The organism is Kribbella sp. NPDC054772 (genome assembly GCF_053611945.1).
This window is the reverse complement of record NZ_JBSHBJ010000004.1, coordinates 1-26,937: the sequence shown is the minus strand read 5'-3', so window position 1 is coordinate 26,937 and position 26,937 is coordinate 1. Positions and strand designations below refer to the sequence as shown.

Here is a 26,937-nt window from a genome sequence, read left to right as displayed (position 1 = left end):
CCCACCACCCCTCCCCCCCCCCGGGGGGCCCCCCGGTTGTGGGGGGTCCCCCCCTCAGGATTCTCAGGGGGCAACCCTCCAACTCGCGGGGCATGCACTCGCGAGGGCGGGGAGATAGGGTTCCGGGCGTGGATCTTGCAGACTTGGGGCGGCGTGTGTACGCGACCGCGCATCTGACCGGTGAGTTCGTCCTGCGATCGGGCCAGACGACGACGGAGTACTTCGACAAGTACCGCTTCGAGGCCGACCCGGCGCTCCTCGACGAACTGACCGCGGCCATGGTCCCGCTCATCCCGGACGGCACCGAGGTCCTGGCCGGTCTGGAGATGGGCGGCATCCCGGTCGTGACCGCACTGGGCCGCCACACCGGCCTCCCGTGCGCGTTCGTCCGCAAAGAGGCGAAGACCTACGGCACTTGCCGCCTCGCGGAGGGCGCCGAAATCACCGGCCGCCGCGTCACGATCGTCGAGGACGTCGTCACCACCGGCGGCCAGATCGTCCTCTCGACCAACGAACTCCGCGCCCTGGGCGCCACCATCACCGACGCCCTCTGCGTCATCAACCGCAACCCCGAAACCCCCGCTCCCCTCACCGAAGCCGGCCTAACCCTCCACGCCCTCCTCACCCCGGCCGACCTAACCCCCTAACCTGCACCCTGGGTTAACCGGCTTTGCGTTCGCTGGTGGGAGCAGGCGACGGAAGTCGTCGGTGGAGATGATCGGTACGTCGAACTCGCGCGCCGCCCGTGCCTTGACCGACAGGCTGTCGACGTCCGCGGCGACCACGAAGGTCGTGTCGGGGCGCACCGCCTCCTGCGGCATGAAACCCGCGGCGACCGCCCGGTCCCACCAAGTCTCCCGCGGCTCCACCATGTCACCGGTGAACACCAGCGTGCTCCCCGGCGGAAACCCCCGCGCACCAGGACGATCGGGTACGACGTACCGTCCGCCGCTCGCCCGCGTCAGCGCATCATCGACGTCCGCGGCGCGATGCCCGAGCATGACCGCGACTCGGTCCAGATCGCTGCGCTGGTCCGGCGTGATCGCTCCATCGCTCCACGACGCGGTGGCCAGGGCGGAAACGTAGTACCGATGAAGATGGTCGACCTGCGGGCGGGTCAGGCCGAGGCCGGTTGCCACCTGCACCAGTTGGTCGGCGTCGGCGGCAGTGATCTCGCGGTTGGCGAGGATCGTGTCGAGCAGAACGAGATACGAGTCGGCTTGCGGGGGCTCCGGGACGCGGGGCAACTGGTCGACGAGCCGACTCATCCAGCCATGGCGTCCGCCGGCGTGCACCGGTCGCACGGTCGGCGCGACATCCGTCCCCGGCAGGTCAGGCCACGGCATCCGCCGCACCTCTTCGTAGGCCCACTGCCACGGCGGCGGCGCCGCGAAAGCGCCCAAATACAAGGAAAACAGCTCGGCGGTCGCACGGGTGTCGGCCAGCGCGGAGTGCCAGCCTTCGATCGAGATCCCGGCGGCCGCGCAACACGCGCCCAGCGTTCGTTTCGCACCCGGGAACAGGTAGCCGGCCAGCGCCATCGTGCACATCGACCGCTCGGTGATCAGCGGGACCGTCACGCCGAGCCGCGCGAACTCCGCCCGCAGGAACCCGAGGTCGAACTCGACGTTGTGCCCGACAACCATCCGGCCGGCGAGCAGCTCCCCCAACTGCCGCGCGATGTCACCGAACTCCGGCGCCGCGAGCACGTCGGCGGTGAGGATGCCGTGAATGTGTTGCGGACCCAGATCGCGCTGGGGATTCAGCAACGTCACCCACTCGCGCTCGACCTGCCCGCGCGCGTCCAGCAGCACCACCGCGATCTCGATGACCCGATGCCGATGGCTCGGCAACAGGCCGGTCGTCTCGGTGTCGATGACCGCATACATCACGGGCCTCCTCCGGCTCGATGACCGACTGGAACAACCCAATCACACGCCGCCGACAGTTTTCGTCGCCTCAACAATCATCGCCCGAGCGGCATCGCCAATCGGTCAGGAATCCGGCAGGTCGACAGCGATCTCGGCGCCGAGTTTCGCACCGTGCGCGAGCTGCAGTTCGTCGCCGCTCCAGAACCGTCCCGGGTCGTACCAGTTCGGCCGGCGCCCCCGCAGCAGCCCCATCGCCTCGTACGTCACGGCCACCACTTCAGCGCAGTACGCCGACTCGAGTTCGAGCTCCCGGGAACCCTTCCGGAACGCCGGCACCCGGCCGCGCACCCAGCGCGACGCGAGTCGGGCCGTCGACGGGAACGGCGTACCGTCCAGCCGTGCCACGGTCTGCAGCACGGCGTCTTCCATCGCGCGCGTGACCGGGTGGTCGAGCTGCCGCAGCCACGCCTGCTGCCCGTACTTGCGGCCCCACACCAGCACCGCGTCCCGCAGGTCATGCAATTGCACGCCGCGATGGTGCTTCCCGGTCCAGACGTCGGGCAGCGAACGGCCGAGTTCGGCGTGCCACATCAGCGGTGGCAGGTCCTCGATGACGATCGCCATCCCGACGTGGTTGACCGGGCTGTTCGTGGTCAGCTGGATCGCGCGATCCGCCGCACTCGCACCGCGAAACAGCCAAATGTCACCTGTTCGTGTCAGTTCCGTAGCGTCATCCAGTGAAATCCGGCTGGTCACATCGCTAGGTTAGACCGCATGAAGGTATGGAAGGTGGTAGGGCTTGCGGGTCTCGTCGGCGTTGCTGCGACGGGTGTCGTGGTCGCGCGCGGTGAGCGGAAGCGCCGTGCGTACACGCCGGAAGAGGTCCGCGATCGCCTCAAGGACCGGGTCAAGGAAGCAGCCAACGCCTGACCCGGCGACGATCGGCCGGGCAGCGGGGTACGCCGTAACTCGGTGGTACGGCGTTGATACCGCCTGCCCGGACCGACTCGTGACCCTAAAGGTTGTGTAGGGCAACTTCTTCGAGACGGCCCGCGGTGATCGTGGCGGTCTGGTACGTGCAGTACGGCTGCCGTCTGCGGTCCGTCGGCGAGCCCGGGTTCAGTAGCCGCAACCCACCCGGACTCGTGGTGTCCCACGGGATGTGACTGTGCCCGAACACGAGCAGATCCACCCCCGGGTACGCCGCCTCGCACCGCTGTTCACGTCCCTTCGCCGACCCGGTCTCGTGGACGACGGCGACCGACAACCCGTCCAGCGTCACCCGCGCGACTTCCGGCAACCGCGATCGCAACTCGGGGCCGTCATTGTTGCCCCAGCACCCGATCAGTCGCGCCGCGCGGCTCTCCAGCTCGTCCAGCAGTCCGACGCTCACCCAATCGCCCGCATGGATGACCACGTCGGCGCGCTCGACCGCTTCCCAGACCGGCGCGGGTAGCTTCTTCGCCCGCACCGGCAGATGAGTGTCCGAGATCAGCAGCAGCCGCATGGGCCAACTCTCTACGCCTGCAGCGCCTCGATCAACTCCTTCTCCTTCGCCGCGCTAAGGCCGGCGCGACGTTCGCGCTCCAGACCGAGCTCCCGCTCCCACGCGAGCGCGTCCACCACGAACTCGCGCCGCGACCGCTGCGTCAACCCGGCCGCAGCCGCCGCCGCACCGCTGCGCGACGACCAGCCCTCGTACCCCGGCTCGGTGATCCACATCGCCAGCGACTCCGGCCCCATGTACTGCTCGACCTTGCTGTCCTCCAGCCACTTCTGCGGCGCGAGCACCACCGGCCCGGTGTGACCGCCGACGTCGCGCACCAGCTCGATCCACTCCCCGAACGGCACCACCGGACCGAAGGTGTCGAACGTCCCCGTCCGGCCCTGCGTCGCGTTGTCCAGCAGCCAGCTCGCGAGATCCCGCACGTCGATAACCGCGGTCGCCAACTCGGGCGTGTCGGGCACCAGCATCGGCTCCTCGGGGGCACGCGCCGCCCGCGCGACCCAGGCACCCGCCCGATCGCTGCGGTCCCCCGGCCCACCGATCAGGCCGGCGCGGGCGATCACCAGGCGGTCCCCCACCACCTCTCGCGAGGCGAGCTCGCAGGCCACCTTGGCTTCGCCGTACAACTCCTGCTCGACGACATCCAGCTCGGTCGGCTCCCGCAACTCCGCGGACTCGTCGGCGCCGGGCGTGTCGTACTTCGCGTACGCGTTGCAGGACGACACGTACGTCCAGTGCTTCGCGCGGGCGCCGAACGTTGCGAGCGCACCCTTCACGAAGCCCGGCTGCCACGAGACCTCGAACACCGCGTCCCAGTCGCGCTCCGGCACCGCGTCGTACGCATCCGGGCGGCTGCGATCGGTCGCGACCAGCGTGGCACCGTCCGCGATCGCGCCGCTCTCGCCGCGGGCCACACAGGTCACCGAATGCCCGCGCGCGACCGCCTGCGCCGCGATCTCACGACCCAGCCATGCCGTCCCACCGAGGATCAGAATCTCCATGTGGGCAAGCCAATCAGGCCGGACCGACAAAACCCAGAGACCTTTGCCGAGGGCAGAATCGACGGCCAGTGATCCGCTGCCCCCGTCAGGTCACCGTAACCGTCCGACCCTTGCCAGGCAGGCGATCCGGGAGCAGTGTCGAACCAGTAGGACACCCAGGGGTGAGTGTCTGTGAACCACAGGGGGAAGTGATGGCTGGTTTCGTTCAGATCATCGAGTACCGGACGTCGAAACCGGACGAGATCGCGGCACTGATGGAAGACTTCGCCGCGAAACGCGCCGCCGACGCCGACGGCGCCTCGCCGGCGCGGGGCATCACCTGCGCCGACCGGGACGTGCCGGGACGCTACTTCGCGATCATCGAGTTCGACTCCTACGAGGAGGCGATGGCGAACTCGCAGCGCACCGACACGTCCGAGTTCTCGGCCAAGATGATGGAACTGTGCGACGGGCCCGGCACGTTCTACAACCTCGACCAGGTGGCCCTGATGGACTACCGCTGAGGGCCCCGGTACGGCGTACACCGGCTCGCCCGGGCGTACGCCGTACCGAGGGTTGCCGGTGCTTGGAGGGGTAGCCGGCACCGGCGGATCAGGTGGTTCTCAGCAGCTCAACGGAAGACGCGGTACGACGACCAGGTCGACGGCGGCGCAGCGCCCTGCGGCCCGAGGTCGCGATCGGAGTGCAGTGGATCGGGGTCCTGAGGCTCGGGCGCGGAATGCAGATCCGGCCAGGGCCTGGCGGTGAGGGTCTCGCGGGGCGGCAGCCTGAGATCGGGATCGGGACCCGCTTCCGGATCCAGCCACTCGATCACGGTCGCCCCGCCGTGGCCGTGGATGGCGACGACCGACTCGACGCTGTCCCAGACGGTCGTGGTCGGATAGTCGCCGTACCAGCGGAGCGCGACCGCCCCGTCGGCGAACTGGACCCCCTCGGCGACGGGGCCGGTGCCGCTCACACCGGAGACGTCCTGATGACGGATCAACCGGAAGCGCCGGGAGCTCATTTCGGGGCTACCTCCCACAGCCTCTCCCCCGGCAGCCTCCGCTGTGGTCCTGGATCGTGGTCCGGGATCGGGTCACTCGTCACCCGCAGCCCGGCGAATCTGCGCGACATGGCCTCGGCGTACCGGTCGGCCACCTCCGCCTCGGCCCGGTAGTCGGCGACCACGTGGTCCCCGAACCAGACCCGCACCCGACGACGCTCCACCCGGACCGCGGCCGGGCCCGGATCACCATCGTCGCCCATCTCAAAGCACCCGACGCCCAGTCGAGCCGGTTCCCATCAGCGACCTCGCAAGACAACCCTTCACGGCAATCACTTCCACTTCCCTGTGGGGATGGGTTCACAGGGGTGACGAACGCCGCACCACTTCATGACGCAACTTCCCCAGATTTTTCTCACAGACCGTGATCTGACGGCAGGTCGACAGGTAGAGCACCCTGAGACGCTGTACACAAAACCCACATCACGCTCAGGTGCACTACCCCCACTCCCGACACCTCCTGTCGACCTGCCGATCGCGGTCAGTCGGTACGTCGGTCCTTGGGCAGGTCGGCCTGCGGGCCTGGGACCTCCATCGGGTCCGGTTCGGGAGTGTCCTCGGGTGGGGTGTGGTTGAGGTCGGGGAGTTCGACGGTGACGACACGCGGCACGGGGAGGGCGTCGGGGTAGTCGAAGGTGGCTTCCAGGTGGTCCGCGGTGATGGTGAGTGTCGCGTGGTCCCACTGCTGGTCGTCGGACTCGGCCATGGAATCGCGCCATGCCTTGACCGCCTCGGCCAGATCTACCCCGATCTCGAAGTCCCGCTGCAACCGCTCCGCGCGCTCCTCCTCCGCCTTCTCGTCCCGCTCCTCGGCCTCGGACTCCTCCGAGTCCTCCCGCTCCACCCCGATCTCGAAGTCACGCGACAACCGCTCCGCCCGCTTCTCGTCTTCCTTCTCGTCGGGTTCCTCGAGCTCGAATTCCTCGGAATCCTTGCGGTCTACCTCGATCTCGAAGTCACGGGACAGGCGTTCGTTGCGCTTCTGGTCTTCCTTCTCGTCGCGCTCCTCGAATTCGAGTTCGCCGGTTTCTGCGACGGTGATCTCGAGTTCCAGGAGGCGCTTGTCGTCGCGGTCCTCGTCCTCGGCGTCCTTCTCGTGGTCCTTGCGGAACTTCTCGAAGGCCTCGCGGGCGACCGTGACGACGGGCGGCTCGTTGTCCTCGGCAACTTCCACGTCGTCGTAGTCGAAGCTGAGGCGTTTGGTCCGCCCCCTGTGGTCGATGTCGACGGATCCGCCCGTCGCCTTGTTGCGCTTCGCCGAGTCCGACGAGGGACGGTTCGTCGACGGACCCGACGTACCGAGGAGTCCCTCGGCCCATCCGCGGGCCTTCGGTGGCGTCATCGACAAGAAATGAGCGGCCGTCTCGCAGGCCCGCGCGGCCGCGTCGAGCTGTTGTGCCGCGACGGTCGCCTGGCCGCGGGACGCGATCAGCGCGACCTGTGCGTTCTCCCGGCAGCGCGCGGCGGTGCGCTGGAGCTGCTCGACGACCCGCGGGATCTCGTCGAAGCAGTCGACCAGACCGCGCGCGACCCGCTGCAGCTCGGAAGGCAAGGGTCAGATCTGGTCGGCGTAGCTCTTGCAGCCGGCGGAGGCGATCTCCAGCGCCTCGGCGGCCTGTTCGACCGCCTTCCCGGCAGCTTCCAGGATCTCCGTGATGTCGCGGTCGATCCCGGTCGCGGTGCCCGCGATCAGGCTCTCCACGAGCTGACTGTGCTGGGTGAACCGGAGCTTGAAACCGGCCAGCCCGCCGGCCGCCTGCTTGGCCTCCATCGAGACCTGGTGCAGTTGTTCCTTGAGCCGCAGTACGTCGGACACCTCAACCACTCCCAAACTAGTTGCGCTTCTTGGGCAGCGCGATCGCCGTACCCGCCACCACGACCGGCACCAGGATCCCGAGCCACCACGGCAGTCCGGCCGCCATCAGGACGAACACCAGCACCGCACCGCCCCAGCCCCACCAGCGCGCTCCGGGCAGCCGGGGCAACCCGAGCAGCCGTGATGCGGCGAGCATCGTGACAGCGGCGATCGCCGCGGCCTCGACCCCGGCCAGGAACGACCCGGTGAAGACCCACACCAGCACGAACCCGACCAGTGCCAGGACCGCGCTGATGGTACGCCGCCTGCGCTGCTCCTGGAGCGCCCGGGCCGTCGTGCGGAGCTCCTCCAACTGGTCGACGCTCTCGGCGAGCTGCTTGGTGATGCGTGCGGCAACGCTCTCGATGTCGTTCAGCGCGCGGATCTCGGGCAGCGTATGGTTCGCCCGCGTCCCCTCGGCTGGCAGCCCGGCCCGCTCCAGACTGGCGGCCGCCTTCTCAGCGAGCGTGTTCAGCCGCGTCTGCAGCTTCCGTCCGCGCTCGGCCATCGCATCGGCCTCGGCCGCCGCGGTCGCCTCGGCCTTCGACTTGTTCGCCGTCAACCGGTCCTGCGCCTGCTGCGCGTCCGCGCGCGCCATCGCGACCGTCCGTACGGCGCGCACGTACTCGGACCACTCTTGCTCAGGAGTCTTCATCGCCGCATCAGCTCCACAGCACGATCCACCTCGTCGGACCGCAAGGCGGCGTACGGTACGACGACCTGCGCCTCGGGATGCAGCCCGTCCCACAGCAACGCCCGATGCGGCTCGGAGGCCCACCGCACCAGCGGCCCGGCCACCGCGCGTACGCCGTCCTGTGGGTGGCGCAGGAACAGATGCGTCGCGACGTTCGCGCGACCGAACCCGAGCTGCTCCGTGCACACGTGCAGCCGGTTCCACCACCCGAACGTGATGAGTCCGTGCGCAGGCCCGTCGCGCACGATGTCCTGCAGCACGCTCGCCGGACTCTCGAAGAGCCCCTCGGCATGCAGCTGCATTCGCGGCACGCCGTGGAACCCGAACCCGAGCAGATAGGTGCCCGTGGTCTGACCGTTCCGCATCGCGTCCCGCAGCGCGAACAGCCGCGGCGCGATCTCGTCGTGCTTGTCGACTGTTTCGACCTCGCACCCGAGCTGCCGCAGTACCTGCACCAGCGCGTCCTTGCCCTCAGCAACAGCCGGCGCCGAGTTCGTACCGTCGACGAAGAGGAAGCGTGGCGGTTCCAGCGCAGAGGCCGCGGTCGACACCGCTAGCCCGGTCAGTACGCCGAGTGCGTCCGCCGGACCGTCGCCGAGCACGAGTACGCCTGCCCCGGGCTCGGGCCGTACCTCGACCTGCACCGGCTCCTCGGTGACCGCGATCGGCAAACCGGTCCACGGCCGCCCCACCTCGGGCTTCACCGCGGCGGCGGTCTCCGTCAGTCGCGCGGGCTCGGCCAGATGGAACACCCGCGGCGGCCGTACCTCATCCCCCGCGCGCGACCACAGGTCGCTCCGCAGCGAGTCCAGCACGACCTTGTCCGCGAAGCTCACCAGCACATGCTGGTTGTCGTCGGGCGACCCGAAGTTCGCGTTCAGCACCGCCTCACCGCGGAACTGCAGCTCGGCGGCGGCCGTGTTCCCGCTCCGCAGAATCGCCTGCGAGTCGGCCGGCGTGGTCTTCAGCGCGATCCGGTACGGCACCTGACCGAAGATCGAGTCCCGCCGCGTCGACAGCCGCTTCACGCCCTCGATCGTCTGCGTCGCGAGCACCACGTGGACGCCGTACGCACGACCCAGCCGAACGAGCCGCTCCAGCAGTTTCGCCGCCTCGTCCGCCAGCTCGTCGTCGTCCTCGAGCAGCACCTGGAACTCGTCCAGTACGACGAGGATTCGCGGCGGCCGATCCGGTCCGGGGGCGAGCTCCGCGATGTCGGCGACGTTCCCGTGCGACTTGAAGATCTCGCTGCGCCGCGCGAGCTCGTCGGACAGGTGCCGCAGTACGGCGAGGCCGAAAGCGCGATCGCTGTGCACGCCGAGAACGCGGATCTGTGGGAGCCAATGTGGCCGGTCCGGGCCGGGCCCGAGGGCCGAAAACTCGACTCCGTGTTTGAAGTCGAGCAGGTACATCTCCAGGTCCGCCGGGGAGTACCGCGCGGCGAGGCCGTGGATCAGCACGAGCAGCAGGTTCGACTTGCCCTGGCCGACCGCGCCGCCGACGAGCACATGCGGAAGGGCGGGGTTGCCGCTGCGCAACCGGATCAGCGCCGGCGTGCGGTCGTCGTACCCGATCACCGTGCCGATCTCGTCCTTGACCGGCTGCCACCAGGTCGAGCGGTCCGGCAGCGTGCGCTCGAAGTCGATGGTCGGGAGGACCGCGATGTCGGCCTGCTCGGCGATCACGTCACAGATGCCCGCGGCAACGGTCGCGTCGAACGGCGGATCGAGTTTCGCCGGTACGCCGGTGAGTTGCGCGACCTCCACCTTGTCGCCGGTGATCACGACGGGATCGAGAAGGTCGAGCAGTTGCTTCGAGTCGACGTCGAGTTCGGCGGCCGTGGACTGGTCGTAGTGCACCAGGAAGCAGATGCCGCGTTTGCCCGCCGTCGCGGCCAGCCGGAGCAGGTCGCGCTGGGCGAGCGTGTCGATCCCGAACGGGTAGTCGAACAGGATGACCAGCCGGTACGGATCGGTGACCTGACCCGTCTCCTTGAGCAGGTCCTCGAACCGCTCGTGACCGAGTTGCGCCTGGCGGCTCGCGCGCAGCGAGGACACGTCGACGAGCCCGGACAGCACGGTGTGCAACTGCTCCGCCGTATGCGTTGCCCTGGGCACCAATTGCGGGTACTTCGTGGTCAGGTGACCGAGCAGACCCATCATCCCGGTCAGCTTCGGATCGAACGCGTCGATGCGCAGGCGGAACGGTTCCGCGGCGGCGACGAGGCGCAGCGCGACACTCTGCAGCAGCCGCCGCGCGGCCTCGCCACGGTCCGCGGTGACCTTCCAGCCGTTGGTCCGCAGCAGCGGCGCGACCACCGGCGTACCGGCGTCGAGTTCACCGACCCGCACGTACGCCGGGACTCCGGCGCCGACCAGTTGACGCGAACGCCAGCGGGCGTCGTTCGGCGGAATCGATCCGAGACCGGGCGCCAGGCGATCGGCGAGCAGGCGGGCCTTCGGCTCGGCGTCGGAGAGCGCCTCCGAGGTCTTCGCGTCGACCAGCGACCGGGACTCGCGCCGTGCCGTCGCGGTCTGCTCCTGCAGTTGACGATGCAGCCGTACGGCACGCTGATGCTCGCCGTACGTCAGTCTCCGCGCGTTGTCCAGCAGCTGCCCCAGCGCGTGCTGCAGACCGCGGATCCGCGCTTCCAGGAGCTCCGGTGAGGCCGGTCCGGGCACATTTCCCCCGTCAGGCTTCTCCGTCACGAGCACCGCCCTTTCACACTTGCCCCGTGACCCGTATTGATTGCCTGGAGTAACCATGTCACATCTGGAGTCCCATTCGTCACTCCAGGCATCTGCAGTCTCACCTGCTAGGCGGGGGCCACGATCTCGAGTTCGTAGCCGTCGGTGTTGTGGAGGAAGGCGGCGAAATGCTGGGGGCCGCCGGCGTACGGGTGGCGGTCCGCGAACATCAGGGTCCAGCCGTGCTCGGCGGCCTCATCGACGATCGCGTCGACCTCCGCCCGGGTCGCGGCGTTCAGCGCCAGATGGTTCATACCGGGGCGCATCCGGTCGTGCTCGGTGGACGACATCGCGGGGCTCTGCTCGACCACGACGTAGGAGCCGTCGGCCGCGGTCCAGGTCATCCCGCCGGGCCAGCCGTCACCGTCCTTCCAGCCCAATCGGTTGAGGACCCAGCCCCAGCTCGTTACGGCCCGGGACAGGTCCGGGACCCAGATCTCGACGTGATGCACAGCGGCGACCATCGGAGCATTATCCGCGCTCTTCATCTGTACTCGTCAGCTGCTGTCGTCGGTGCCGTCATCGGTGCTGTCGTCTGTGCTCGTTCGCATGGTTCGACAACGTCGTCGAGAGCCATCCGGCGAGCGCCCCCGAGACCAGCAGCCAGACCAGTGCCGCGACCAGCCACGGCCACCACGGACGCGCCTGCGCGGCCTCGGCCACCGCCTTGCCGAACAACCCGCCGGCGGGCGCGAGGACCAGCACGAGCAGCACCCGCGCGAACCTCGATTCCCTGGTCATTCTTTCATTGTGCGAGGCCGCCGCCGACACCGCAGAAACCTTGGCGTTTCGCGCCCCGTCACCTTTCTGTCCGTGGCAGGGTTTACCGTCTCCGGTGACAGTCGACAGATCGGGGGTTCGTGGTGGGTACCACGCGGATCGAGAGCACGGCGTACGGCGCCGCGGCGTTGGAGCGCCTGCAGACCGTCGTGTCGCGACTCAAGGCCGACGATCCGATGACGCCCGTGACCTTGCTGCTGCCGAACAACCTGGCCGGCGTGATCGCTCGTCGCGATCTGGCGGTCCGCGGCATCGCCGGGCTCTACCTGGCGACGCTCGAGCGCCTTGCCGAGCAGGTCGCCGCCGGTCTCCTGTCGCCGCGACGCCCGGCCACCCGACCGATCGTGGCAGCCACCTGGCGGACGGCGCTGGCCAAGGCGCCCGGCATCTTCCACGAGGTGGCCGAGCACCCGTCGACCATCCAAGCGCTTGCCTCCGCCCACCGCGAGCTCCGCGACCTCACCGATCCGGCGCTCGACAACGTCGCGCACGCGTCCGCGCTCGGTCCCGACCTGGTCCGGCTGCATCGCCACGTCACCACCGAGCTCGCCTCGGACTGGTACGACGAGACCGATCTGCTCCGCGCCGCCGCGTCCCGGATCACTGCGTCACCGGAGATCGTCCGCGAGCTCGGCGCCCTGGTGCTGTATCTCCCGCAGGAGCTGACGCAGTCCGAGGCCGCGTTCGTGGCGGCGCTCGGCGATGCCGCCGCGGATCTGACGGTAATCGTCGGACTGACCGACGTACGGCGCGCGGACCGCGCGGTGCGGCGATCGCTGGAGCGGATCGGGATCGATCTGCCGCCGTCGATCTCGAAGAACTACCCGGTCGCGACCGAGATCCTGAACGCGTCGGACGCCGACGACGAGGTGCGGTGCGTGGTCCGCGACGTCGTCTCGGCGCTGGAGCACACACCGGCGCACCGGATCGCGGTGCTGTACTCGGCCGCCTCGCCGTACGCGCGGCTGCTGCACGAACACCTCGGCGAGGCCAAGATCGAGGTCAACGGGCCCGGCACCCGGCCGGTGCACGAGCGGGCGATCGCCCGGACGCTGCTCGAAGTGCTGGGGCTCGTCGACCAGGATCTGCCGCGCGCGGATGTCTTCCGGGCGCTGGCGAACGCGCCGACCCGGGATTTCGCGGGTGACCGGATCCCGGTGCCGCAGTGGGAGCGGATGTCCCGCGCGGCCGGGGTCGTGCGGGGCGACGACTGGGATACGCGACTGGCGCGGTACGCCGAGTCCGAGCGCCGGACCGCCGATCAGGAAGAGGCTGCCGAGGATCCGCGACCGGCCGCGGTGCGACGCGCGCAGTACAACGCGTCCACGGCCGAGCGGTTGCACGCGTTTGCCTCCACGCTTCGGCGTCGGTTGGGCGCGCTGGCGCTGTTGGAGAGCTGGTCCGAGCTGTCGGCCGAGGTGCTGCAACTGTTCCATGATCTGCTGGGCGACTATTCGTCCTTGCCGATCGAGGAGCAGTACGCCGCGGCTGCCGTCGAGGGATCGCTGACGGGTCTGTCGACGCTCGACGAGCTCGGGACTCCGGCGAGTCTCGCGGTGCTGCGCGACGTACTGGATCTTGAGCTGCAGCAGTCGCTGCCCCGGGTCGGCACGTTCGGGACAGGTGTCCTGGTGGCGCCGATGTCGGCGAGCGTCGGCCTGTCGGCGGACATCGTGTACGTCGTCGGTCTGTCGGAGGACCTGTATCCCGGGCGGGTGCACGAGGACGCCTTGCTTCCGCATCGGGTGCGCGAAGCGGCCGCGCCCGAGTTGGCGTCGTTCCGCGATCGGCTCGACGAGAAGCAGCGCCACTTGCTGGTCGCGTTCTCGGCCGGGGCGCGAGTCGTGGCGTCGTTCCCGCGCGGCGACCTGCGGCGGTCGTCACGGCGGTTGCCGACGCGCTGGCTGCTCGGATCGCTGCGCGAGCTGACCGGCGACCACGCCCTGCCGGCGACCCAGTGGGACAGGTACGACGGGGTGCTGCAGACGTCGGCGTCGTACGCCGGTTCGTTGACGACGGCAACGATGCCGGCAACCGAGCAGGAGTGGCAGACCCGTGCCGCCGCGGCGCGGTTGTGGGTCAACGACGGCGTACTGGTCCGGGCTCGGGAGCTGCTGCGCGGGCGGGGGTCGAACGCGTTCACCCGGTTCGACGGGGATCTGTCGGGGGTGTCGGGGCTGCCCGAGTTCGCGGTGCAGGACCGGATCGCGTCGCCGACTTCGCTGGAGTCGTATGCGACCTGCCCGCACGCGTACTTCGTCGAGCGATTGCTGCAGGTGGAGCCGCTCGAGGCGCCGGAGGATCTGCTGGTGATCTCGCCGGTCCAGATCGGGAACCTGATCCACAACAGTCTGGACGCGTTCGTCTCCCGGCTGGCCGGCTCCCTCCCGGGGTACGGCGAGCCGTGGACGGAGGAGCAGCGCTCGCTGCTGCTGGCGATCGGCGCGGATCTCGCGGATCAGTTCGAAGCGGAAGGCCTGACCGGGCATCCGCGGTTGTGGCAGCGGGAGCGGTTGCGGATCCTCGGCGATCTGATGGTGCTGCTGACCGACGACGACCGCTGGCGCGCGGAGCGGTCCGCGTCGGTGGTCGCGAGCGAGCTGCGGTTCGGTTTCGACGGTGAGCCTCCGGTGGAGATCCCGGTGCCGTCGGGCCGGGTACTGCTGCGCGGATCGGCGGACAAGGTCGACCTCGGCGCCGACGGCACGATCTACGTCACCGACGTGAAGACCGGCGGCTTCTCGCGGTACGAGGGCATCGAGTCGGATCCGGTCGCGGGCGGGACGAAGCTGCAGCTCCCGGTCTACGCGTACGCCGCGCGGGCCCGCCTGGGCGAAGCGTCCACCCCGGTCGAGGCGTCGTACTGGTTCGTCCGCCGCGGCGGCAAACGGATCCCGGTCCCGCTCACCCCCGACGTCGAGGCCCGGTACGTCGAGACGCTCGACGTGATCGTGTCGTCGATCGCGGCCGGATACTTCCCACCAAAGGCTCCCGAGGTCCCGGACTTCCTGTGGGTCCAGTGCCCGTACTGCAACCCCGACGGCATCGGACACAGCGAGGTCCGAGCACGCTGGGACCGCAAACGCCACGACCCGGTTCTGGATCGCCTGGTCCGACTCATCGACCCCACCGCCCTGGAGGCTGCTGATGAGTGAGCAGTTGCTCGACAGCGTGGCCAGGGATCGGATCCGGTCGGACACCGACACCACGCTGTTCGTCGAAGCCGGCGCCGGCTCTGGGAAGACCCACGCCCTGGTCGACCGCGTCACCACGCTGGTGCTTCGCGACGGCGTACCACTGCGGACGATCGCGGCGGTCACGTTCACCGAGAAGGCCGGCGCGGAGCTGCGTGATCGGTTGCGGGTCGAGTTCGAGCGGGCGCGGAAGGGCGACGATCGGCAGCTTGCCGACGCCGCGCTGGACGATCTGGACTCCGCCTCGATCGGCACGCTGCACGCGTTCGCCCAGCAGATCCTGCTCGCGCACCCGATCGAGGCCGGGCTGCCGCCGCTCATCGACGTCCTCGACGAGGTCGGCTCGTCGGTCGCGTTCGAGGAGCGCTGGGCCGAGCTTCAGCAGCAGCTCCTCGACGACGACTCGATCGCCGAGCCGTTGCTGCTCGCGATGGCAGTCGGCGTCGAGCTCAAGCATCTGCGATCGCTCGCGCGGCTGTTCGGCAACGACTGGGACCTGATCGCCGAACGCGTGCTGGTCGATCCACCCGATCTCGTCGCGATGCCGGATCTGTCCGGCCTGATCGCTGCGGCCGCGCAGATCGGCGCTGCGGCCGAGACCTGCCTGGATCCCGAGGACCGGCTGCTGCCGAAGGTCGTGCAGCTCCGCGAGCTCGGGCTGATGCTGGACGCCGCCTCCGATCAGGAGACCCAGCTGGCGATCCTGCAGACGTTCCGCGGCCTGAAGGTGGGCCGGATCGGCCGCAAGGAGAACTGGCCGGACATCACCAAGGTGCGCGGCGATTGCACCGAGGTCGTCGAGGTCGCTGGGTCGCTGGTCGAGCTGCTCCTTGATGCTTGCCTGCGGCACCTTTCGCATTGGATCGCCGAGCGGGTGCTGGAATCGGCCGAGCTACGTCGCGCCGAGGGGCGGCTGGAGTTCCACGACCTGCTGGTGCTGGCCCGCGACCTGCTCCGTCGCGACGCGAGCGTGCGGGCCGATCTGCAGGAGCGGTTCGGGCGGTTGTTGCTGGACGAGTTCCAGGACACGGACCCGATCCAGATCGAGTTGGCGGTGCGGATCGCCGGCGGGGCCGCGGCCGACGCAGAGGACTGGCGCGAGGTCGAGGTCCCCGAGGGGCATCTGTTCGTGGTGGGCGATCCGAAGCAGTCGATCTACCGGTTCCGGCGGGCGAACATCGCGACGTACCTGACCGCTCAGGACCTGTTGGGCGAGACCGTTGCGCTGACCACCAACTTCCGGACGGTGCCGCCGATTCTGGGCTGGATCAACACGGTGTTCGACACGCTGATCCAGGCGCACAACTCGGCCCAGCCCGCGTACCAGGCGCTCGCATCGCACCGGACGAACCCCACCGCGGGCGCTACGGGAGGCCCGCGCTCCGGCAGTGCAACGCGCGAATCCGGTCCTCGGCCCGGCTCTCCGTCAGGCGCCAGCTCGCCGTCCCGCCACGGCTCTCCGTCGGGCGCCGGGTCGTCGTCCCGTCGTGGAGCGGCTTCGGATGCCGAGGCCGCCCCGGTGAAGGGCGATCAGCTCTCCATCTTCGACGAGCCGGCGTTCGACGAGCCCGACTCCTCCTCTGCCGAACCGGTTGCCGATCTGGCGGCGGTTCTCCCGTTCCGTCGCCGCGACGACGCCATCGACGTACCGCTCGACGAAGAGCCACCCGACGACGAGCCCGCCGATCCGTCCGCCGGTCCGGCCGTCACCGTCCTCGGCGCCGAGCCGCACAACGACCTTCCCCGCGCGCAAGCCTCCGTCCTCCGCGAACGCGAAGCCACCGACGTGGCCTCCGTCGTCGAAGAGGCGCTCCGCGACGGCTGGCTCGTGTACGACGACCGCGCCGAAACCTGGCGCCCCGCGGAGGCCGGCGACATCGCGGTCCTCGTGCCGGCCCGCACGTCCCTCCCGTTCCTGGAGGACGCGCTCGACCGCGCCGACATCCCGTACCGCGCCGAGGCCAGCTCGCTCGTCTACCAGACCGCCGAGGTCCGCGACCTGCTCGCCTGCGCCCGCGCTCTCGGCGACCCGAGCGACCAGCTCGCGCTCGTCACCACCCTGCGCTCCCCGCTCTTCGGCTGCGGCGACGACGACCTGTACACCTGGAAGCGCAACGGCGGCGCGTTCACCCTGACCGCCCCGGTTCCGGACCAGCTCCTCACCCACCCGGTCGGCGAGGCGATGGAGTGGCTCCGCCGCACCTACTACGCCGCCCGCTGGCTCACCCCGAGCGAAGTGCTCGCGAAGATCGTCGCCGACCGCCGCATGCTCGAAGTCGCCGCGATCGGTCCGCGCGCCCGCGACGCCTGGCGCCGGGTCCGGTTCGTCGTCGACCAGGCCCGCGCCTGGTCCGAGGTCGAGCACGGCGGCCTCCGCTCGTACCTCGCCTGGGCAGCCCATCAAGGCGAGGAGACCTCCCGCGTCGCCGAGGCGGTGCTCCCCGAGACCGACGCCGACGCCGTGCGCGTGATGACGATCCACGCCGCGAAGGGACTCGAGTTCCCGATCGTCATCCTCTCCGGCATGACCGCATCCCCGAACCGGCAGCGCGGCGTCCAGGTTCTCTGGCCACCGGACGGCGGGTACGCGGTGAAGCTCAAGTCCTCCGTCCAGACCGAGGACTTCGACCTCGTCCAACCGGTCGACGAGCAGATGGACGACTACGAGCGCCGCCGCCTGCTGTACGTCGCCGCGACCCGCGCCCGCGACCACCTGATTGTCTCGCTGCACCGCTCCGGCAATCGTCGCCACTCCAGCAACGCCGAACTCCTCGCGACCGCCGGCGGCGTCGAAGCACCGCACACCACCCTGTTCACGAGCCCACCGGTCCCCGACCGCGAACCGTCCGGCAGCCCCGACGTCACCCCGCCGATCTCCCGCACCGAGTGGGAGTCCCGAGCGGCCGCCGCGCAGGCCGCGAGCCGGGCCCGTTCCGCCCAGAGCGCCTCTGGCCTCGAAGGCACCGGACCCGACGTGGCGCTCGCCGAGATCGATCCCGGCACGGCGAAGGCCGCCCGCGACCTCGAGTTGCCGCCGTGGTCGAAGGGCCGCTACGGCACGGCGATCGGCCGCGCCGTCCACGCCGTACTGCAGGTTGTCGACCTCTCCACGGGCGCCGGCCTCGAAGCCGCAGTCGCCACGCAGTGCCTGGCCGAGGGCGTCCTCGAGTACGCCGATGTCGTCACCGCGCTCGTCCGCTCCGCTCTCGCCTCCGAGGTCGTCCAGCGAGCCGCCGCGCGCGAACACTGGCGCGAGTCGTACGTCGGCACCGTCCAGCCCGACGGCACGGTCCTCGAAGGCTTCGTCGACCTCATCTACCGCGAAGACGACGGCCGCCTCACCATCGTCGACTACAAGACCGACGTCATCCCCGCCGCAGCTCTCGACAGCCGCGTCGCCTACTACACGCCCCAACTCCAGGCGTACGCCGCGATCCTGCCGAATACCGCTCCCCCGATCCTGCTGTTCCTGAACCCGAGCGGAGCGGTGGAACGCCAGGTGCCCTAGGCAACGAGCCGTGCGGCCAGCACGACGATCACCGCGGTCGACGCGAGCGCCGTCACCAACCGGCCGACATGCCCGGTCAACAGCCGCCCGAGCAGAGCGCCACCACCGGCCAGCAACAGTTGCCAACCGGCCGATGCCGCGAACGCCGCGACCACGAAGACGATCCGCTCACCGACGCCGGTGACGCTCGATCCACCGACGACCAGCGCCGCGAAGTAGATCACCGTCCACGGGTTGAGCATCGTCATCCCCAACATCCCAAGGTACGCCGTCCACACGCCGACCGGTGTCTCGTGCTGCAGTGCGACGAGCCGCTGCGCGCGATACCGCCGTACCGCCTTGACGGCACCGAGCGCCGCGAGTCCGATCAGCACCACGACGGACACCCACCGCAGGGGCCCCACGATCGGCACCAGCAACGGCGCCAACGCCGTACCGGCGATCGCAGCTACCGCCGCGTACAACCCGTCGGCCGAAGCCACCCCGAGCGCCGCGAACACCCCGATCCGCAAGCTGCTCCGCGCAGTCAGAGCTACCAAGTAGGTCCCGACAGGCCCGACCGGCATGGCAACGCCGAACCCGGCCAAGAGCCCCGCGACCGCGACCCCGATCACGACTGACCGAGTATCGACCCCCAGCAACGCCACGCCTGCTGCTGGCCCCGGGCCCCAACGGCCGCAGGTCCCATCAGCATCACTTCCAGCGTCGCAGTCATACCCACATGATCAGCACTCCCCCAGGTCCCCTCAACCCAATTACTCCTCGCGGGCTGTGCTCGAGGTAATGCGAAGGACAGGGCAGGATCACGGAGGTAGCGTGACCGGTCATGGAGATGCCCGAGATCAAACGCGCGATCGCGGCCGCGACATCGATCGCCGCGTCGCTCGACCTGCCGGCCGACGACGCGATCGTCCTCCACAACTCGAACAAGCTGGCGCTGCGACTCACGCCGTACGACGTCTTCGCCCGCGTCGCGCCCGTGGGGCAGGAAGTCGCCCAGTTCGAGATCGAGCTCGCTCAGCGGCTCGCCGAGATCGGATCCCCGGTGGCCGCCTTGGAGCCGCGAGTGGAGCCGCTCGTGTACACGCGCGACGACTTTGCTGTGACGCTGTGGACCTACTACGAGCCCGTGTCCCCTCAGGTCGCACCGGCCGACTTCGCCAACGCACTGGAGCGGCTGCACGCCGGCATGCGCAAGGTCGACGTTCCGAGCCCGCGGTTCACGGATCGAATCACCGAGGCGCAAGAAATCGTCGCCGACCCGGACCGCTCACCGGCTCTCGACGACGCAGCCCGCGCGTTCCTCGCCAGCAGACTGGACAGCGTGCGCCGGGCGATCGCCGTCCGCGACGCCCCTGAGCAGTTGCTGCACGGCGAGCCGCATCCCGGCAATCTGCTCAGCACGAAGTACGGGCCGCTGTTCATCGATTTCGAGACGTGCTGCCGTGGACCGGTCGAGTTCGATCTCGCCCACGTACCTGTGGCGGTCTGCGACCACTACCCGAATATCGACCGAGAACTATTGGACGACTGCCGCCAGCTCGTCCTCGCGATGGTCGCGGCGTGGCGCTGGGACGCCGACGACCAGTTCCCGAACCGCAGGCAGATGGGCGAAACCCTCCTCCGCCTACTCCGCGAAGGCCCACCCTGGCCAACCCTCGACGCCATCCCCAACCTGTAGCACCCACGCCACACCGGGCAGTCAGCTCTTAGGTGCGACGTAGATCCGCAGCGTCGGCTCCGCAACCTCCGCTCCAACTGCACCCGCCCAAACTTGTCGAGTTTGGGGTTGGGGGGAACGGTTACGGATTGGGGTGGGTGGGCTTGGGGTTCGGTAGGTTTTTGCGCGGCTAGTGGTTGAGCTGTCAGGTGTCGCGCCTGCTCTCAGTCGTGGGGTTGTTACTGAGAGTCTATGACGCTTGGTGGCTCTGGGGGGTGGATGGTTACGGGTTGTGGATAACGGGAAGTGACCCTGGCGTGCGGGTGGCTGCGGAGTCGCTACCATCTGCGGAAACAGTGTGAGGAACGTTCGAATGATGGTCCGCCCGCTGGCGGGTTTGCCACCACGAGTGTGAGGGTGTGGCTCATGAACATCGGTACCCGGAAGATCGTCGTCGACGAGGCGATCGCGCAGTTGCGGCTGTACGCCGAGACGAACGGCGCCGTGCTGCAGTACTACGACGGGTTGCCGGGGATGACCACCGCCGGTGGCTCCGACCCGAACCAGGTGACGCTCGAGGATCTCGGCCGGCTGATGGTGATCGGTGCCGACCTGCGGGCGATGGACATTCCGTGGCTGCTCGAGGTCGAGGCGGAGAAGGAGCTCGCCGCGATCCCGGTGGACGCGCGGCTCGAGGACGCGGCGCCGGGCAGCGAGCTGTTCGACGCGGCGATGGCGCTGGACGACAAGTTCACCGGCCACCGCGGGTTCGGGCACGCGAAGAAGTCGAAGCTCCTGCACCTCAAGCGCCCGTACCTGTTCCCGGTGACCGACAGTTTCATCCGGATGACCTACGGCACCGCGTCGGCGGGGGCCGCGTTCCTGTCCGCCGTCCGCGACGACCTGGTGAACCCGGCGAACGTCCGGGACTTCAAGACGTTGCAGGTCCGCCTGATCGGTGAGCCGGCCACCAGCGCGGCCCGGCTCCTCGGCGAGGTCCCCACGCTCCGCCTCCTGGACATCCTCGCCTCACTCCTGGGCGAAGCGAAGTAGCCGGCGAGGCGAAGCAGCCCCAGCCCAAGCAAAGGCGAGGAGCCGGTCCTACAGCACCCCGAGCCGCGCCAGCGGCTCGACCAATTCGCGCTCCTCGTACGACAGGTGCGACAGCAACGTGTCATCCAACAGGTCGACCGCCGCACGCAAACCGTCGATCGTCCCTGACCCGTCAACCAACGCGACCAGCGCCTTGTCGACACCCTCGAGTACGTCGTGAATGACCTTGTGCTCCTCCTGCAACCGGTCCACCACCGGGGCGAGCGCCGAATCCGCCCGGCGTAGCTGCGGGAAGAGCGACGCGTCCTCGATCGAGTGATGCGTCGTGACCAGTCGGCAGTACGACTCGCAGTACGTCCCCAACGTCCAGTTGTTCTGCCGCATGGTCATCGTGTTGATGTGCGAACGCGCCGCTCCGACCCCCAGCGTCCCCGCGGCGACCTGCTCCACCAGATCGCGCACCTGCTCGAGCTCAGCCCGCAGATGGTCGTGTACGTCGATCAGATGCTGCCCGGACTGCAGCTGGTACGGCGTATACGTCCGCGACGGGTCCACGGCCGGACCGGTCGGCCGCTCCGACTCGTCCAGCAGTCGTACGGCGCTCCGTCGTACAGCCGGAGGCGGTGTCGGTACGACGCTGAACCCGCCCGCCGGCACCGGAGCAGCCGTCTCCACCGCAGCACCGGAGCGCATCCCAGCACCTGACCCCACCGCAGCGCCCGACCGCACCGCCTCGACCGCCTCGCGGACCCCTGCCGCAACCTCGGCGAACCGCCGGATGTCGTCCGGGTTGTCAGAGGCAAGGATGTACGTGCTCATCCCCTCCCCCAACGTCAGCTCGGTCAACTGGTCGATCCACAACTCCTCAGGCCCCTGCAAGAATCCGCCACCGCCGCCGAACTGCCCGCCCACGTTGTACAGCCGCCGGATCGCCGCCGGATCACGCCCAGCCTCCACCGCGGCCTCGTCGATGATCTTGTTCATCGCGGCCAGCTGGTCCGGACCGGCGTACCCACTGCTCGGCAGCCAGCCGTCGGCGAGCCGCCCGGTCAGCGCGAGCATCCGTGGCTTGTACGCACCCAGCCAGATCGACACGTCGTGCGCCGGCGCCGGGCCACGCTTCGCACCGGCGATCGTGTAGTGCTTCCCGTCCAGCCGGATGCCGCCGCCCGTCGGCGTCCAGACCTCGCGCATGATCGCGATGGCCTCCTCGAGCGCGGTGATGCTCTCGCCCTTGGTCAGCCGCGGCCCGCCGTTCGCCGCGACCGCGTCGAGGAATCCGCCGGCGCCGAGTCCGAGTTCGACCCGGCCGCCGGTGATCAGGTCGAGCGTGGCGACGCTGCGCGCGAGTACGACCGGCTGCCGGAGCGGGAGGTTGGCGACGTTCGTGGTCACCGTGATCCGCTGCGTCTGGGCGGCGACGACCGACAACAGCGTCCAGGCGTCCATCAGCCGCGGCTGGTACGGGTGGTCCTGGAAGCTGACGAGGTCGAGACCGGCCTGCTCGGTCAGTTGTGCCAGCGCGATGACGCGGTCCGGGTGGTCGACAGCGGGGGTCAGGAACGTCCCGAAGACCAGCTCGTGGCCGTAGTCCATGCTTCACCTTCACCTGTAGAAGTTCGCTCGCGAGCCAAACTACTTCGCTGGTCGAATAATCTCAACCACAGAACATCTACTCGCGGACGAGCAGCGCGAAGGCCTCCGCCGGCCCGAGAGCGGCGCCGCGAGAGTACGCCGCCTGGAAGGCCGTCGCACCCAGCGCGGACTCCGCGGCGGCGACCGCCCGATCGACGTCCTCGGTCTCGGTCGCGGCCATCAAGTAGTTCTTAGTGGCGCGCGTGGCCGCGGCGCTGCCGAGGAGCGTCGCCGCGAGGGTCTTGTCCGGGTGACAGCCGGCGATCCCCTCCAGCGACCAGCACATGCCGCGCAGCGAGTCAAAGTCCTCCGAGACCCTGAACGCCTCGACGTGCAGCTCCAGCGCGTCGTCCAAGCGGCCCTGGAGCTCCCGGACGAACCCGAGCTCCTCCAGCACGATCGACAGGTAGAGCACGGCCTCCTTCTGCCGTCCGGCCGCGGCTATCAACCCCTCAAGCCGTTCCGACGCCTCCTCCAGCGCACCGGTACGGCGGGCCGCGAAGCCGAGCACGAGTTCCGCGAGAGCCTGCGTCGAGCGCTGCCCCTGTTCGGTGGCGAACCGCAGCGCGCGTTCGCCGTACGTCCGGGCCGCGTCGAAGCGGCCTTGCCGGATCGAGGTCCAGCCGAGCATGCCCAACGCGCTCGCGACCTCGGGCCACAACCCGATCTCCTCCGCGGCCTGCGCGCCTTCGAGGTGCAGCCGCTCGGCCTCGTCGAAGTCGCCGACGAGTTCGGCGTGCGCACCGAACCAGCCCGTCGCCTGCAGGACGCCCCACCGGTCCCCCAGCGCCCGGAAGATCCCGATGCTCTGGCACGCGTCGTCGTACAGGGCCGGCAGGTCCGCCCGCACGTGTGCGTGCTTGGCTCGGGCCGCCAGCACGGCCGCCGTACCCCACTGGTTGCCATCGGCCTCGAACTTCTTCAGTGCCCGATCGAGCAGCGCCTGGCAGGCTGCGAGGTCTCCCGCATCGGTGGCGGCGTAGCCGATCCACCACAGGCCCATGGCGTCGGCTGCGTCGGCCCAGCGGTCCCGCTCGTCGGCAGCATCCGCGTGCCCGAGCAGGTACCTGAACCCGACCCGCCACGCTCCAGCCCGAGCAGAACCCGGCACAGCCTCCAGCGACCGCAGCGCCTCGACATGGCGGCCACGCAGGAACCAGTACCACGCCAGCGCATCGACAAGCCGCTCAGCGAGGTCCGATTGACCTGTGGCCACCGCACGGTCCAGTGCGGTGCGGAAGTTGGCGGAGTCCTCGTCCAGCAGCTGCAGCCACCGACCCTGCTCACCACCGAACAAGCCGGGCCGAGCCTCCTCAGCCAGCGACACGTAGTACGACAGATGCTGCTGGCGAACGGACTCGAGCTCACCGGCGGACCGCAGCTTCTCGACGCAGTACGCCGCCACCGACTCCAGCAACCGGAAGCGAGACCCATCGACAGGTACGACGAGCGACCGGTCGACCAGCCGCACCAACACATCCAGTACGTCGTCCTCGCCACACACAGCCGCCGCAGCCTCCGCCGTACAACCATCCGCGTGTACGGCGAGGCGCCGCAGAACGGACTGCTCCTCGGGGTCGAGCAGCTCCCAGCTCCAGTCGATCATCGCGTGCAGGGTCTGCTGTCGCGGCGCAGCACCCCGATGCCCTGTCGCCAGCAACCGGAAGCGGTCGTCCAGCCGCGCAACCAGCCCACGCACGCCGAGTGCTCGCACCCGTGTCGCAGCGAGCTCCAAGGCCAGTGGGATCCCGTCCAGACGCCGACAGAGCACCGACACATCGGCCGCCGTCTCCTCGGTCAGCGCGAAGCCCCGCGACGCCGCAGCGGCCCTGGTGACGAACAGCTGGACCGCACTGCACTCGCCCACCGCGTCGAGCCCGGAAGCAGCCGACGGCACCGTCAGCGGTGGAACACTCCAGACGACCTCACCAGCCAGGCCCAGCGGCTCGCGGCTCGTCGCCAGCACACGCAGACCGGGAGCGGCAGCCAACAGGCGGTCGATCAACAGAGCAACCTCTTCGACCACCTGCTCGCAGTTGTCCAGCACGAGCAGCCGCGAGCCCATGACGGCGGCCAGCCGGTCCACGACCGCACCGGAGGCGCCGGCATCGCGCAGATCCAGTGCGGCCTGCACAGCGTCCGTGAGCGCGTTGCTGACCGACAACGCGTCAGGAGTGACGGCAGCAAGCTCAACCAGCACGACGCCGTCAGCAAACCGGTCCGACGACATAGCCCCCGCAGCGAGAGCCAGACGCGTTTTGCCGACACCACCGGGACCAGTGAGCGTCACCAGCCGGGAGGACGTCAGACAGGAGTCAACGTCAGTCAGCGCCTCGGAGCGCCCGATCAGGTCGGTCAATTGGGCAGGGAGGTTGCTGCGCGCGTGCGGCAGCTCCTGCGTGAGAATCGATTGCTGCAGCGCCACCAGCTCGGGACCGGGATCGAGACCGAGCTCGTCCAGCAACAGCTGCCGCAGCTGTTCGAAACTCTCCAGAGCCTCGCTCTGCCGGCCAGTCCGGTAGAGCGCCTTCATCTGCGCAGCCCGCAGCCCCTCGCGCAACGGATGGTCGCGCACAAGCTCAGCGAGGTCGCCCACCGACAGGTCAGCTCGCTCACACGCACTCAACCGCTCATCCGTCAGCCGGGCCACCGCTGTCTCCGCAAACGCGTCGTCAGCGAAGTCGGCGTACGCCGGGCCTCGCCACAGCGTCAGCGCCTCGTCGACCGAGCCGGCGGCGAGCAGCTCGCGGAAGCGGAGAGCGTCGTAGGTGGAGCTCTCGACCGCGATGGAGTAGCCGGCCGGGCCGGACCGCACCAGCGAACGGCTGCCGGACTCAGCGTCCTCGAAGGCTCGTCTCAGTTGGGACACCTTCGCGGACAGCGTCCCGGGCGGGTTGCCGGGCAGCTCGGAACCCCACAGGTCGTCGATCAACCGGTCCGCGGGCACCGGCCGCCCCTCGTGCACCAGCAGGTCCGCGAGCAGCGCCCGCACTTTCAGCCCCTGGATGACCACAGGTGTCCCCGCGTCCGTCCAGGCCGTCACCGGTCCCAGCACCCCGAAACGCATGTCCGCACCCTATTCCGCCCGACGGCCCGTCGACCGGAAAGAAACCGTAAACCACCTACGGCAGAGTCTGGGTCAGACGGAAGGAGGACGGACAATGCGACTGGCAGTGATCATCGGCAGCACACGGCGTGGCCGGTTCGGCCCGGTTGTCGCGCACTGGCTGGCCCGGCAGGCCGGCAAGCAGTTCGACGTCGACCTGGTTGATCTGGCCGCGGCGAACCTGCCGACCACGCTGCCCGACACCGACGACGAGACGCCAGCCGCAGTCGCCGTACTCGCGCCGCGACTAGCGAAGGCGGATGCGTTCGCAGTGGTCACGCCAGAGATCAACTGCAGCTTTCCGGCCTCGTTGAAGACCGCACTGGATTGGTACTACGCCGAGTGGCACGCCAAACCGGTCGCGATCGTCAGCTACGGGCGGGAGTCCGGCGGGTGCTACGCCGTCGCGCAGCTCCGTCAGGTGTTCGCCGAGCTCCAGGCCGTCACCATCCGCAACACCGTCACACTGCCCCGCTACTGGGAGCAGTTCACCGCCGACGGCGACTGGCCCAGGCCTTCCGCCGGCTACGAGGCGGACGCCAAACTCATGCTCGACCAGCTCGTCTGGTGGGCCAAAGCACTTCAGGACGCCCGAGACAAGCGTCCCTACCAACCCTGAGAGGAACAGACCCATGAGGAAGCTGATCGAATCCACGTTCGTCACCCTGAACGGCGTCATCGAGGAGCCGCAGCGCTGGAGCCCGCCGTACTGGGACGACGAACACGCGGCGTACGCGCAAGGCCTGATGGAGGGCGTGGACGCGCAACTGCTCGGCCGCGTCACCTACGAAGGCTTCGCGGACGCCTGGTCGCAGCGCAGCGGTGACCCGTTCACCGACCACTTCAACGCGATGCCGAAGTACGTCGCCTCGCGCACCGTCACCGAGTGGAAGTGGAACGCGCAGCCGCTCGAGGGCGACGCGGCCGACGCCGTCCGCAAGCTCAAGGAGACCGACGGCGGCAACCTGATCAAGTACGGCACCGGCTCGTTCTCCAAGACCCTGCTGGAGAACAAGCTCGTCGACGAGTACCACTTCTGGATCTTCCCGGTGGTCGCCGACGGCGCGAACATGTTCGCCGGCGACGCGATCGACCTGACGCATCTCGAACTGCTCGGGACGACGACCTTCAAGTCCGGCATCGTCGTCCACAAGCTGGCCCCGAAGGCCTGAGCACAAAGGACACAGACCCGGGGGGGGGGGGGGGGGGGGAGAGGGGGCCCCGGGGGCAGCCGCTGGGGGGGGGGGGGGCTGTGGGGGTCTCGGACTCGGGCGCGGGGTA

General features: G+C 69.3%; 24 protein-coding genes. 9 read left to right on the top strand and 15 right to left on the bottom strand.

What is annotated here, in order from left to right; all coding sequences use genetic code 11:
- The first annotated feature begins 128 nt into the window (after window positions 1-128).
- Entirely contained in the window at window positions 129-647 is a 519-nt protein-coding gene (locus ACWGID_RS08190) for an orotate phosphoribosyltransferase (protein WP_452195662.1), read from the top strand.
- Here ACWGID_RS08190 and ACWGID_RS08185 read toward each other — a convergent pair.
- Both ACWGID_RS08185 and ACWGID_RS08180 read right to left on the bottom strand, forming a co-directional pair.
- On the bottom strand, window positions 636-1,889 hold the full coding sequence (locus ACWGID_RS08185) for an exonuclease domain-containing protein (protein ID WP_452195661.1): 1,254 nt from the start codon (window positions 1,887-1,889) through the stop codon (window positions 636-638). The two genes, ACWGID_RS08190 and ACWGID_RS08185, sit on opposite strands and share 12 nt — an antisense overlap.
- A 105-nt stretch (window positions 1,890-1,994) precedes the next feature.
- A complete protein-coding gene (locus ACWGID_RS08180; protein ID WP_452195659.1) occupies window positions 1,995-2,627 on the bottom strand; it encodes a hypothetical protein in 633 nt (210 codons plus the stop codon).
- Window positions 2,628-2,645: 18 nt separating this feature from the next.
- On the opposite strand from ACWGID_RS08180, the gene ACWGID_RS08175 reads away from it, so the two are divergent.
- The gene (locus ACWGID_RS08175; protein WP_452195657.1) at window positions 2,646-2,801 is read left to right on the top strand and encodes a hypothetical protein; all 156 of its coding nucleotides are present in this window, start codon (window positions 2,646-2,648) and stop codon (window positions 2,799-2,801) included.
- 85 nt (window positions 2,802-2,886) lie between these two features.
- Here ACWGID_RS08175 and ACWGID_RS08170 read toward each other — a convergent pair whose 3' ends face one another.
- Together ACWGID_RS08170 and ACWGID_RS08165 are read right to left on the bottom strand one after the other, a co-directional pair.
- On the bottom strand, window positions 2,887-3,378 hold the full coding sequence (locus ACWGID_RS08170; protein WP_452195655.1) for a metallophosphoesterase family protein: 492 nt from the start codon (window positions 3,376-3,378) through the stop codon (window positions 2,887-2,889).
- A gap of 11 nt (window positions 3,379-3,389) precedes the next feature.
- Window positions 3,390-4,379, bottom strand: a complete 990-nt coding sequence (locus ACWGID_RS08165) for an NAD-dependent epimerase/dehydratase family protein (protein ID WP_452195653.1) — start codon at window positions 4,377-4,379, stop codon at window positions 3,390-3,392.
- A 191-nt stretch (window positions 4,380-4,570) separates the two neighbouring features.
- Between ACWGID_RS08165 and ACWGID_RS08160 the strand changes: the two genes are divergently transcribed.
- Complete coding sequence (locus ACWGID_RS08160) at window positions 4,571-4,882, top strand: hypothetical protein (RefSeq protein WP_452195651.1); 312 nt, start codon at window positions 4,571-4,573, stop codon at window positions 4,880-4,882.
- Between the two features lie 107 nt (window positions 4,883-4,989).
- Here the strand turns inward: ACWGID_RS08160 and ACWGID_RS08155 are convergent, their stop codons facing one another.
- From ACWGID_RS08155 to ACWGID_RS08120, 8 genes are all read right to left on the bottom strand, one after another.
- On the bottom strand, window positions 4,990-5,385 hold the full coding sequence (locus tag ACWGID_RS08155; protein ID WP_452195649.1) for a hypothetical protein: 396 nt from the start codon (window positions 5,383-5,385) through the stop codon (window positions 4,990-4,992).
- Complete coding sequence (locus ACWGID_RS08150; protein ID WP_452195648.1) at window positions 5,382-5,627, bottom strand: hypothetical protein; 246 nt, start codon at window positions 5,625-5,627, stop codon at window positions 5,382-5,384. The genes ACWGID_RS08155 and ACWGID_RS08150 overlap by 4 nt, the downstream gene beginning before the upstream one ends.
- A 278-nt stretch (window positions 5,628-5,905) precedes the next feature.
- Window positions 5,906-6,976, bottom strand: coding sequence for a hypothetical protein (locus ACWGID_RS08145; RefSeq protein ID WP_452195646.1), 1,071 nt, complete (start codon window positions 6,974-6,976; stop codon window positions 5,906-5,908).
- 3 nt (window positions 6,977-6,979) lie between these two features.
- Entirely contained in the window at window positions 6,980-7,240 is a 261-nt protein-coding gene (locus ACWGID_RS08140) for a hypothetical protein (protein WP_387776346.1), read from the bottom strand.
- Window positions 7,241-7,256: 16 nt separating this feature from the next.
- The gene (locus ACWGID_RS08135) at window positions 7,257-7,934 is read right to left on the bottom strand and encodes a hypothetical protein (protein WP_452195644.1); all 678 of its coding nucleotides are present in this window, start codon (window positions 7,932-7,934) and stop codon (window positions 7,257-7,259) included.
- Window positions 7,931-10,681, bottom strand: a complete 2,751-nt coding sequence (locus tag ACWGID_RS08130; RefSeq protein ID WP_452195642.1) for an FtsK/SpoIIIE domain-containing protein — start codon at window positions 10,679-10,681, stop codon at window positions 7,931-7,933. The genes ACWGID_RS08135 and ACWGID_RS08130 overlap by 4 nt, the downstream gene beginning before the upstream one ends.
- 107 nt (window positions 10,682-10,788) lie before the next feature.
- Complete coding sequence (locus tag ACWGID_RS08125; RefSeq protein ID WP_452195640.1) at window positions 10,789-11,184, bottom strand: VOC family protein; 396 nt, start codon at window positions 11,182-11,184, stop codon at window positions 10,789-10,791.
- Between the two features lie 55 nt (window positions 11,185-11,239).
- On the bottom strand, window positions 11,240-11,461 hold the full coding sequence (locus ACWGID_RS08120; protein WP_452195638.1) for a hypothetical protein: 222 nt from the start codon (window positions 11,459-11,461) through the stop codon (window positions 11,240-11,242).
- Between the two features lie 122 nt (window positions 11,462-11,583).
- On the opposite strand from ACWGID_RS08120, the gene ACWGID_RS08115 reads away from it, so the two are divergent.
- Both ACWGID_RS08115 and ACWGID_RS08110 read left to right on the top strand, forming a co-directional pair.
- Entirely contained in the window at window positions 11,584-14,655 is a 3,072-nt protein-coding gene (locus tag ACWGID_RS08115) for a PD-(D/E)XK nuclease family protein (RefSeq protein WP_452195637.1), read from the top strand.
- Window positions 14,648-18,202 (top strand): UvrD-helicase domain-containing protein, encoded by a 3,555-nt coding sequence (locus tag ACWGID_RS08110; RefSeq protein ID WP_452195635.1) that lies wholly within the window; start codon window positions 14,648-14,650, stop codon window positions 18,200-18,202. The genes ACWGID_RS08115 and ACWGID_RS08110 overlap by 8 nt, the downstream gene beginning before the upstream one ends.
- Here the strand turns inward: ACWGID_RS08110 and ACWGID_RS08105 are convergent.
- The gene (locus ACWGID_RS08105; protein WP_452195633.1) at window positions 18,199-18,849 is read right to left on the bottom strand and encodes a LysE family transporter; all 651 of its coding nucleotides are present in this window, start codon (window positions 18,847-18,849) and stop codon (window positions 18,199-18,201) included. The two genes, ACWGID_RS08110 and ACWGID_RS08105, sit on opposite strands and share 4 nt — an antisense overlap.
- A gap of 179 nt (window positions 18,850-19,028) precedes the next feature.
- On the opposite strand from ACWGID_RS08105, the gene ACWGID_RS08100 reads away from it, so the two are divergent.
- Together ACWGID_RS08100 and ACWGID_RS08095 are read left to right on the top strand one after the other, a co-directional pair.
- The gene (locus ACWGID_RS08100; RefSeq protein WP_452195631.1) at window positions 19,029-19,883 is read left to right on the top strand and encodes a phosphotransferase; all 855 of its coding nucleotides are present in this window, start codon (window positions 19,029-19,031) and stop codon (window positions 19,881-19,883) included.
- A gap of 405 nt (window positions 19,884-20,288) precedes the next feature.
- On the top strand, window positions 20,289-20,915 hold the full coding sequence (locus tag ACWGID_RS08095) for a DUF6308 family protein (protein ID WP_452195629.1): 627 nt from the start codon (window positions 20,289-20,291) through the stop codon (window positions 20,913-20,915).
- A 48-nt stretch (window positions 20,916-20,963) separates the two neighbouring features.
- On the opposite strand, the gene ACWGID_RS08090 is transcribed toward ACWGID_RS08095, so the two are convergent.
- Together ACWGID_RS08090 and ACWGID_RS08085 are read right to left on the bottom strand one after the other, a co-directional pair.
- The gene (locus ACWGID_RS08090) at window positions 20,964-22,511 is read right to left on the bottom strand and encodes an LLM class flavin-dependent oxidoreductase (protein WP_452195627.1); all 1,548 of its coding nucleotides are present in this window, start codon (window positions 22,509-22,511) and stop codon (window positions 20,964-20,966) included.
- A gap of 76 nt (window positions 22,512-22,587) precedes the next feature.
- A complete protein-coding gene (locus ACWGID_RS08085) occupies window positions 22,588-25,617 on the bottom strand; it encodes a BTAD domain-containing putative transcriptional regulator (protein ID WP_452195626.1) in 3,030 nt (1,009 codons plus the stop codon).
- Between the two features lie 94 nt (window positions 25,618-25,711).
- Between ACWGID_RS08085 and ACWGID_RS08080 the strand changes: the two genes are divergently transcribed.
- Both ACWGID_RS08080 and ACWGID_RS08075 read left to right on the top strand, forming a co-directional pair.
- Window positions 25,712-26,275 carry an NADPH-dependent FMN reductase gene (locus tag ACWGID_RS08080; protein WP_452195625.1) on the top strand — a complete coding sequence of 188 codons (564 nt, stop codon included), beginning with the start codon at window positions 25,712-25,714 and terminating at the stop codon, window positions 26,273-26,275.
- Between the two features lie 13 nt (window positions 26,276-26,288).
- Window positions 26,289-26,828 carry a dihydrofolate reductase family protein gene (locus ACWGID_RS08075; protein WP_452195623.1) on the top strand — a complete coding sequence of 180 codons (540 nt, stop codon included), beginning with the start codon at window positions 26,289-26,291 and terminating at the stop codon, window positions 26,826-26,828.
- Window positions 26,829-26,937: the final 109 nt, after the last annotated feature.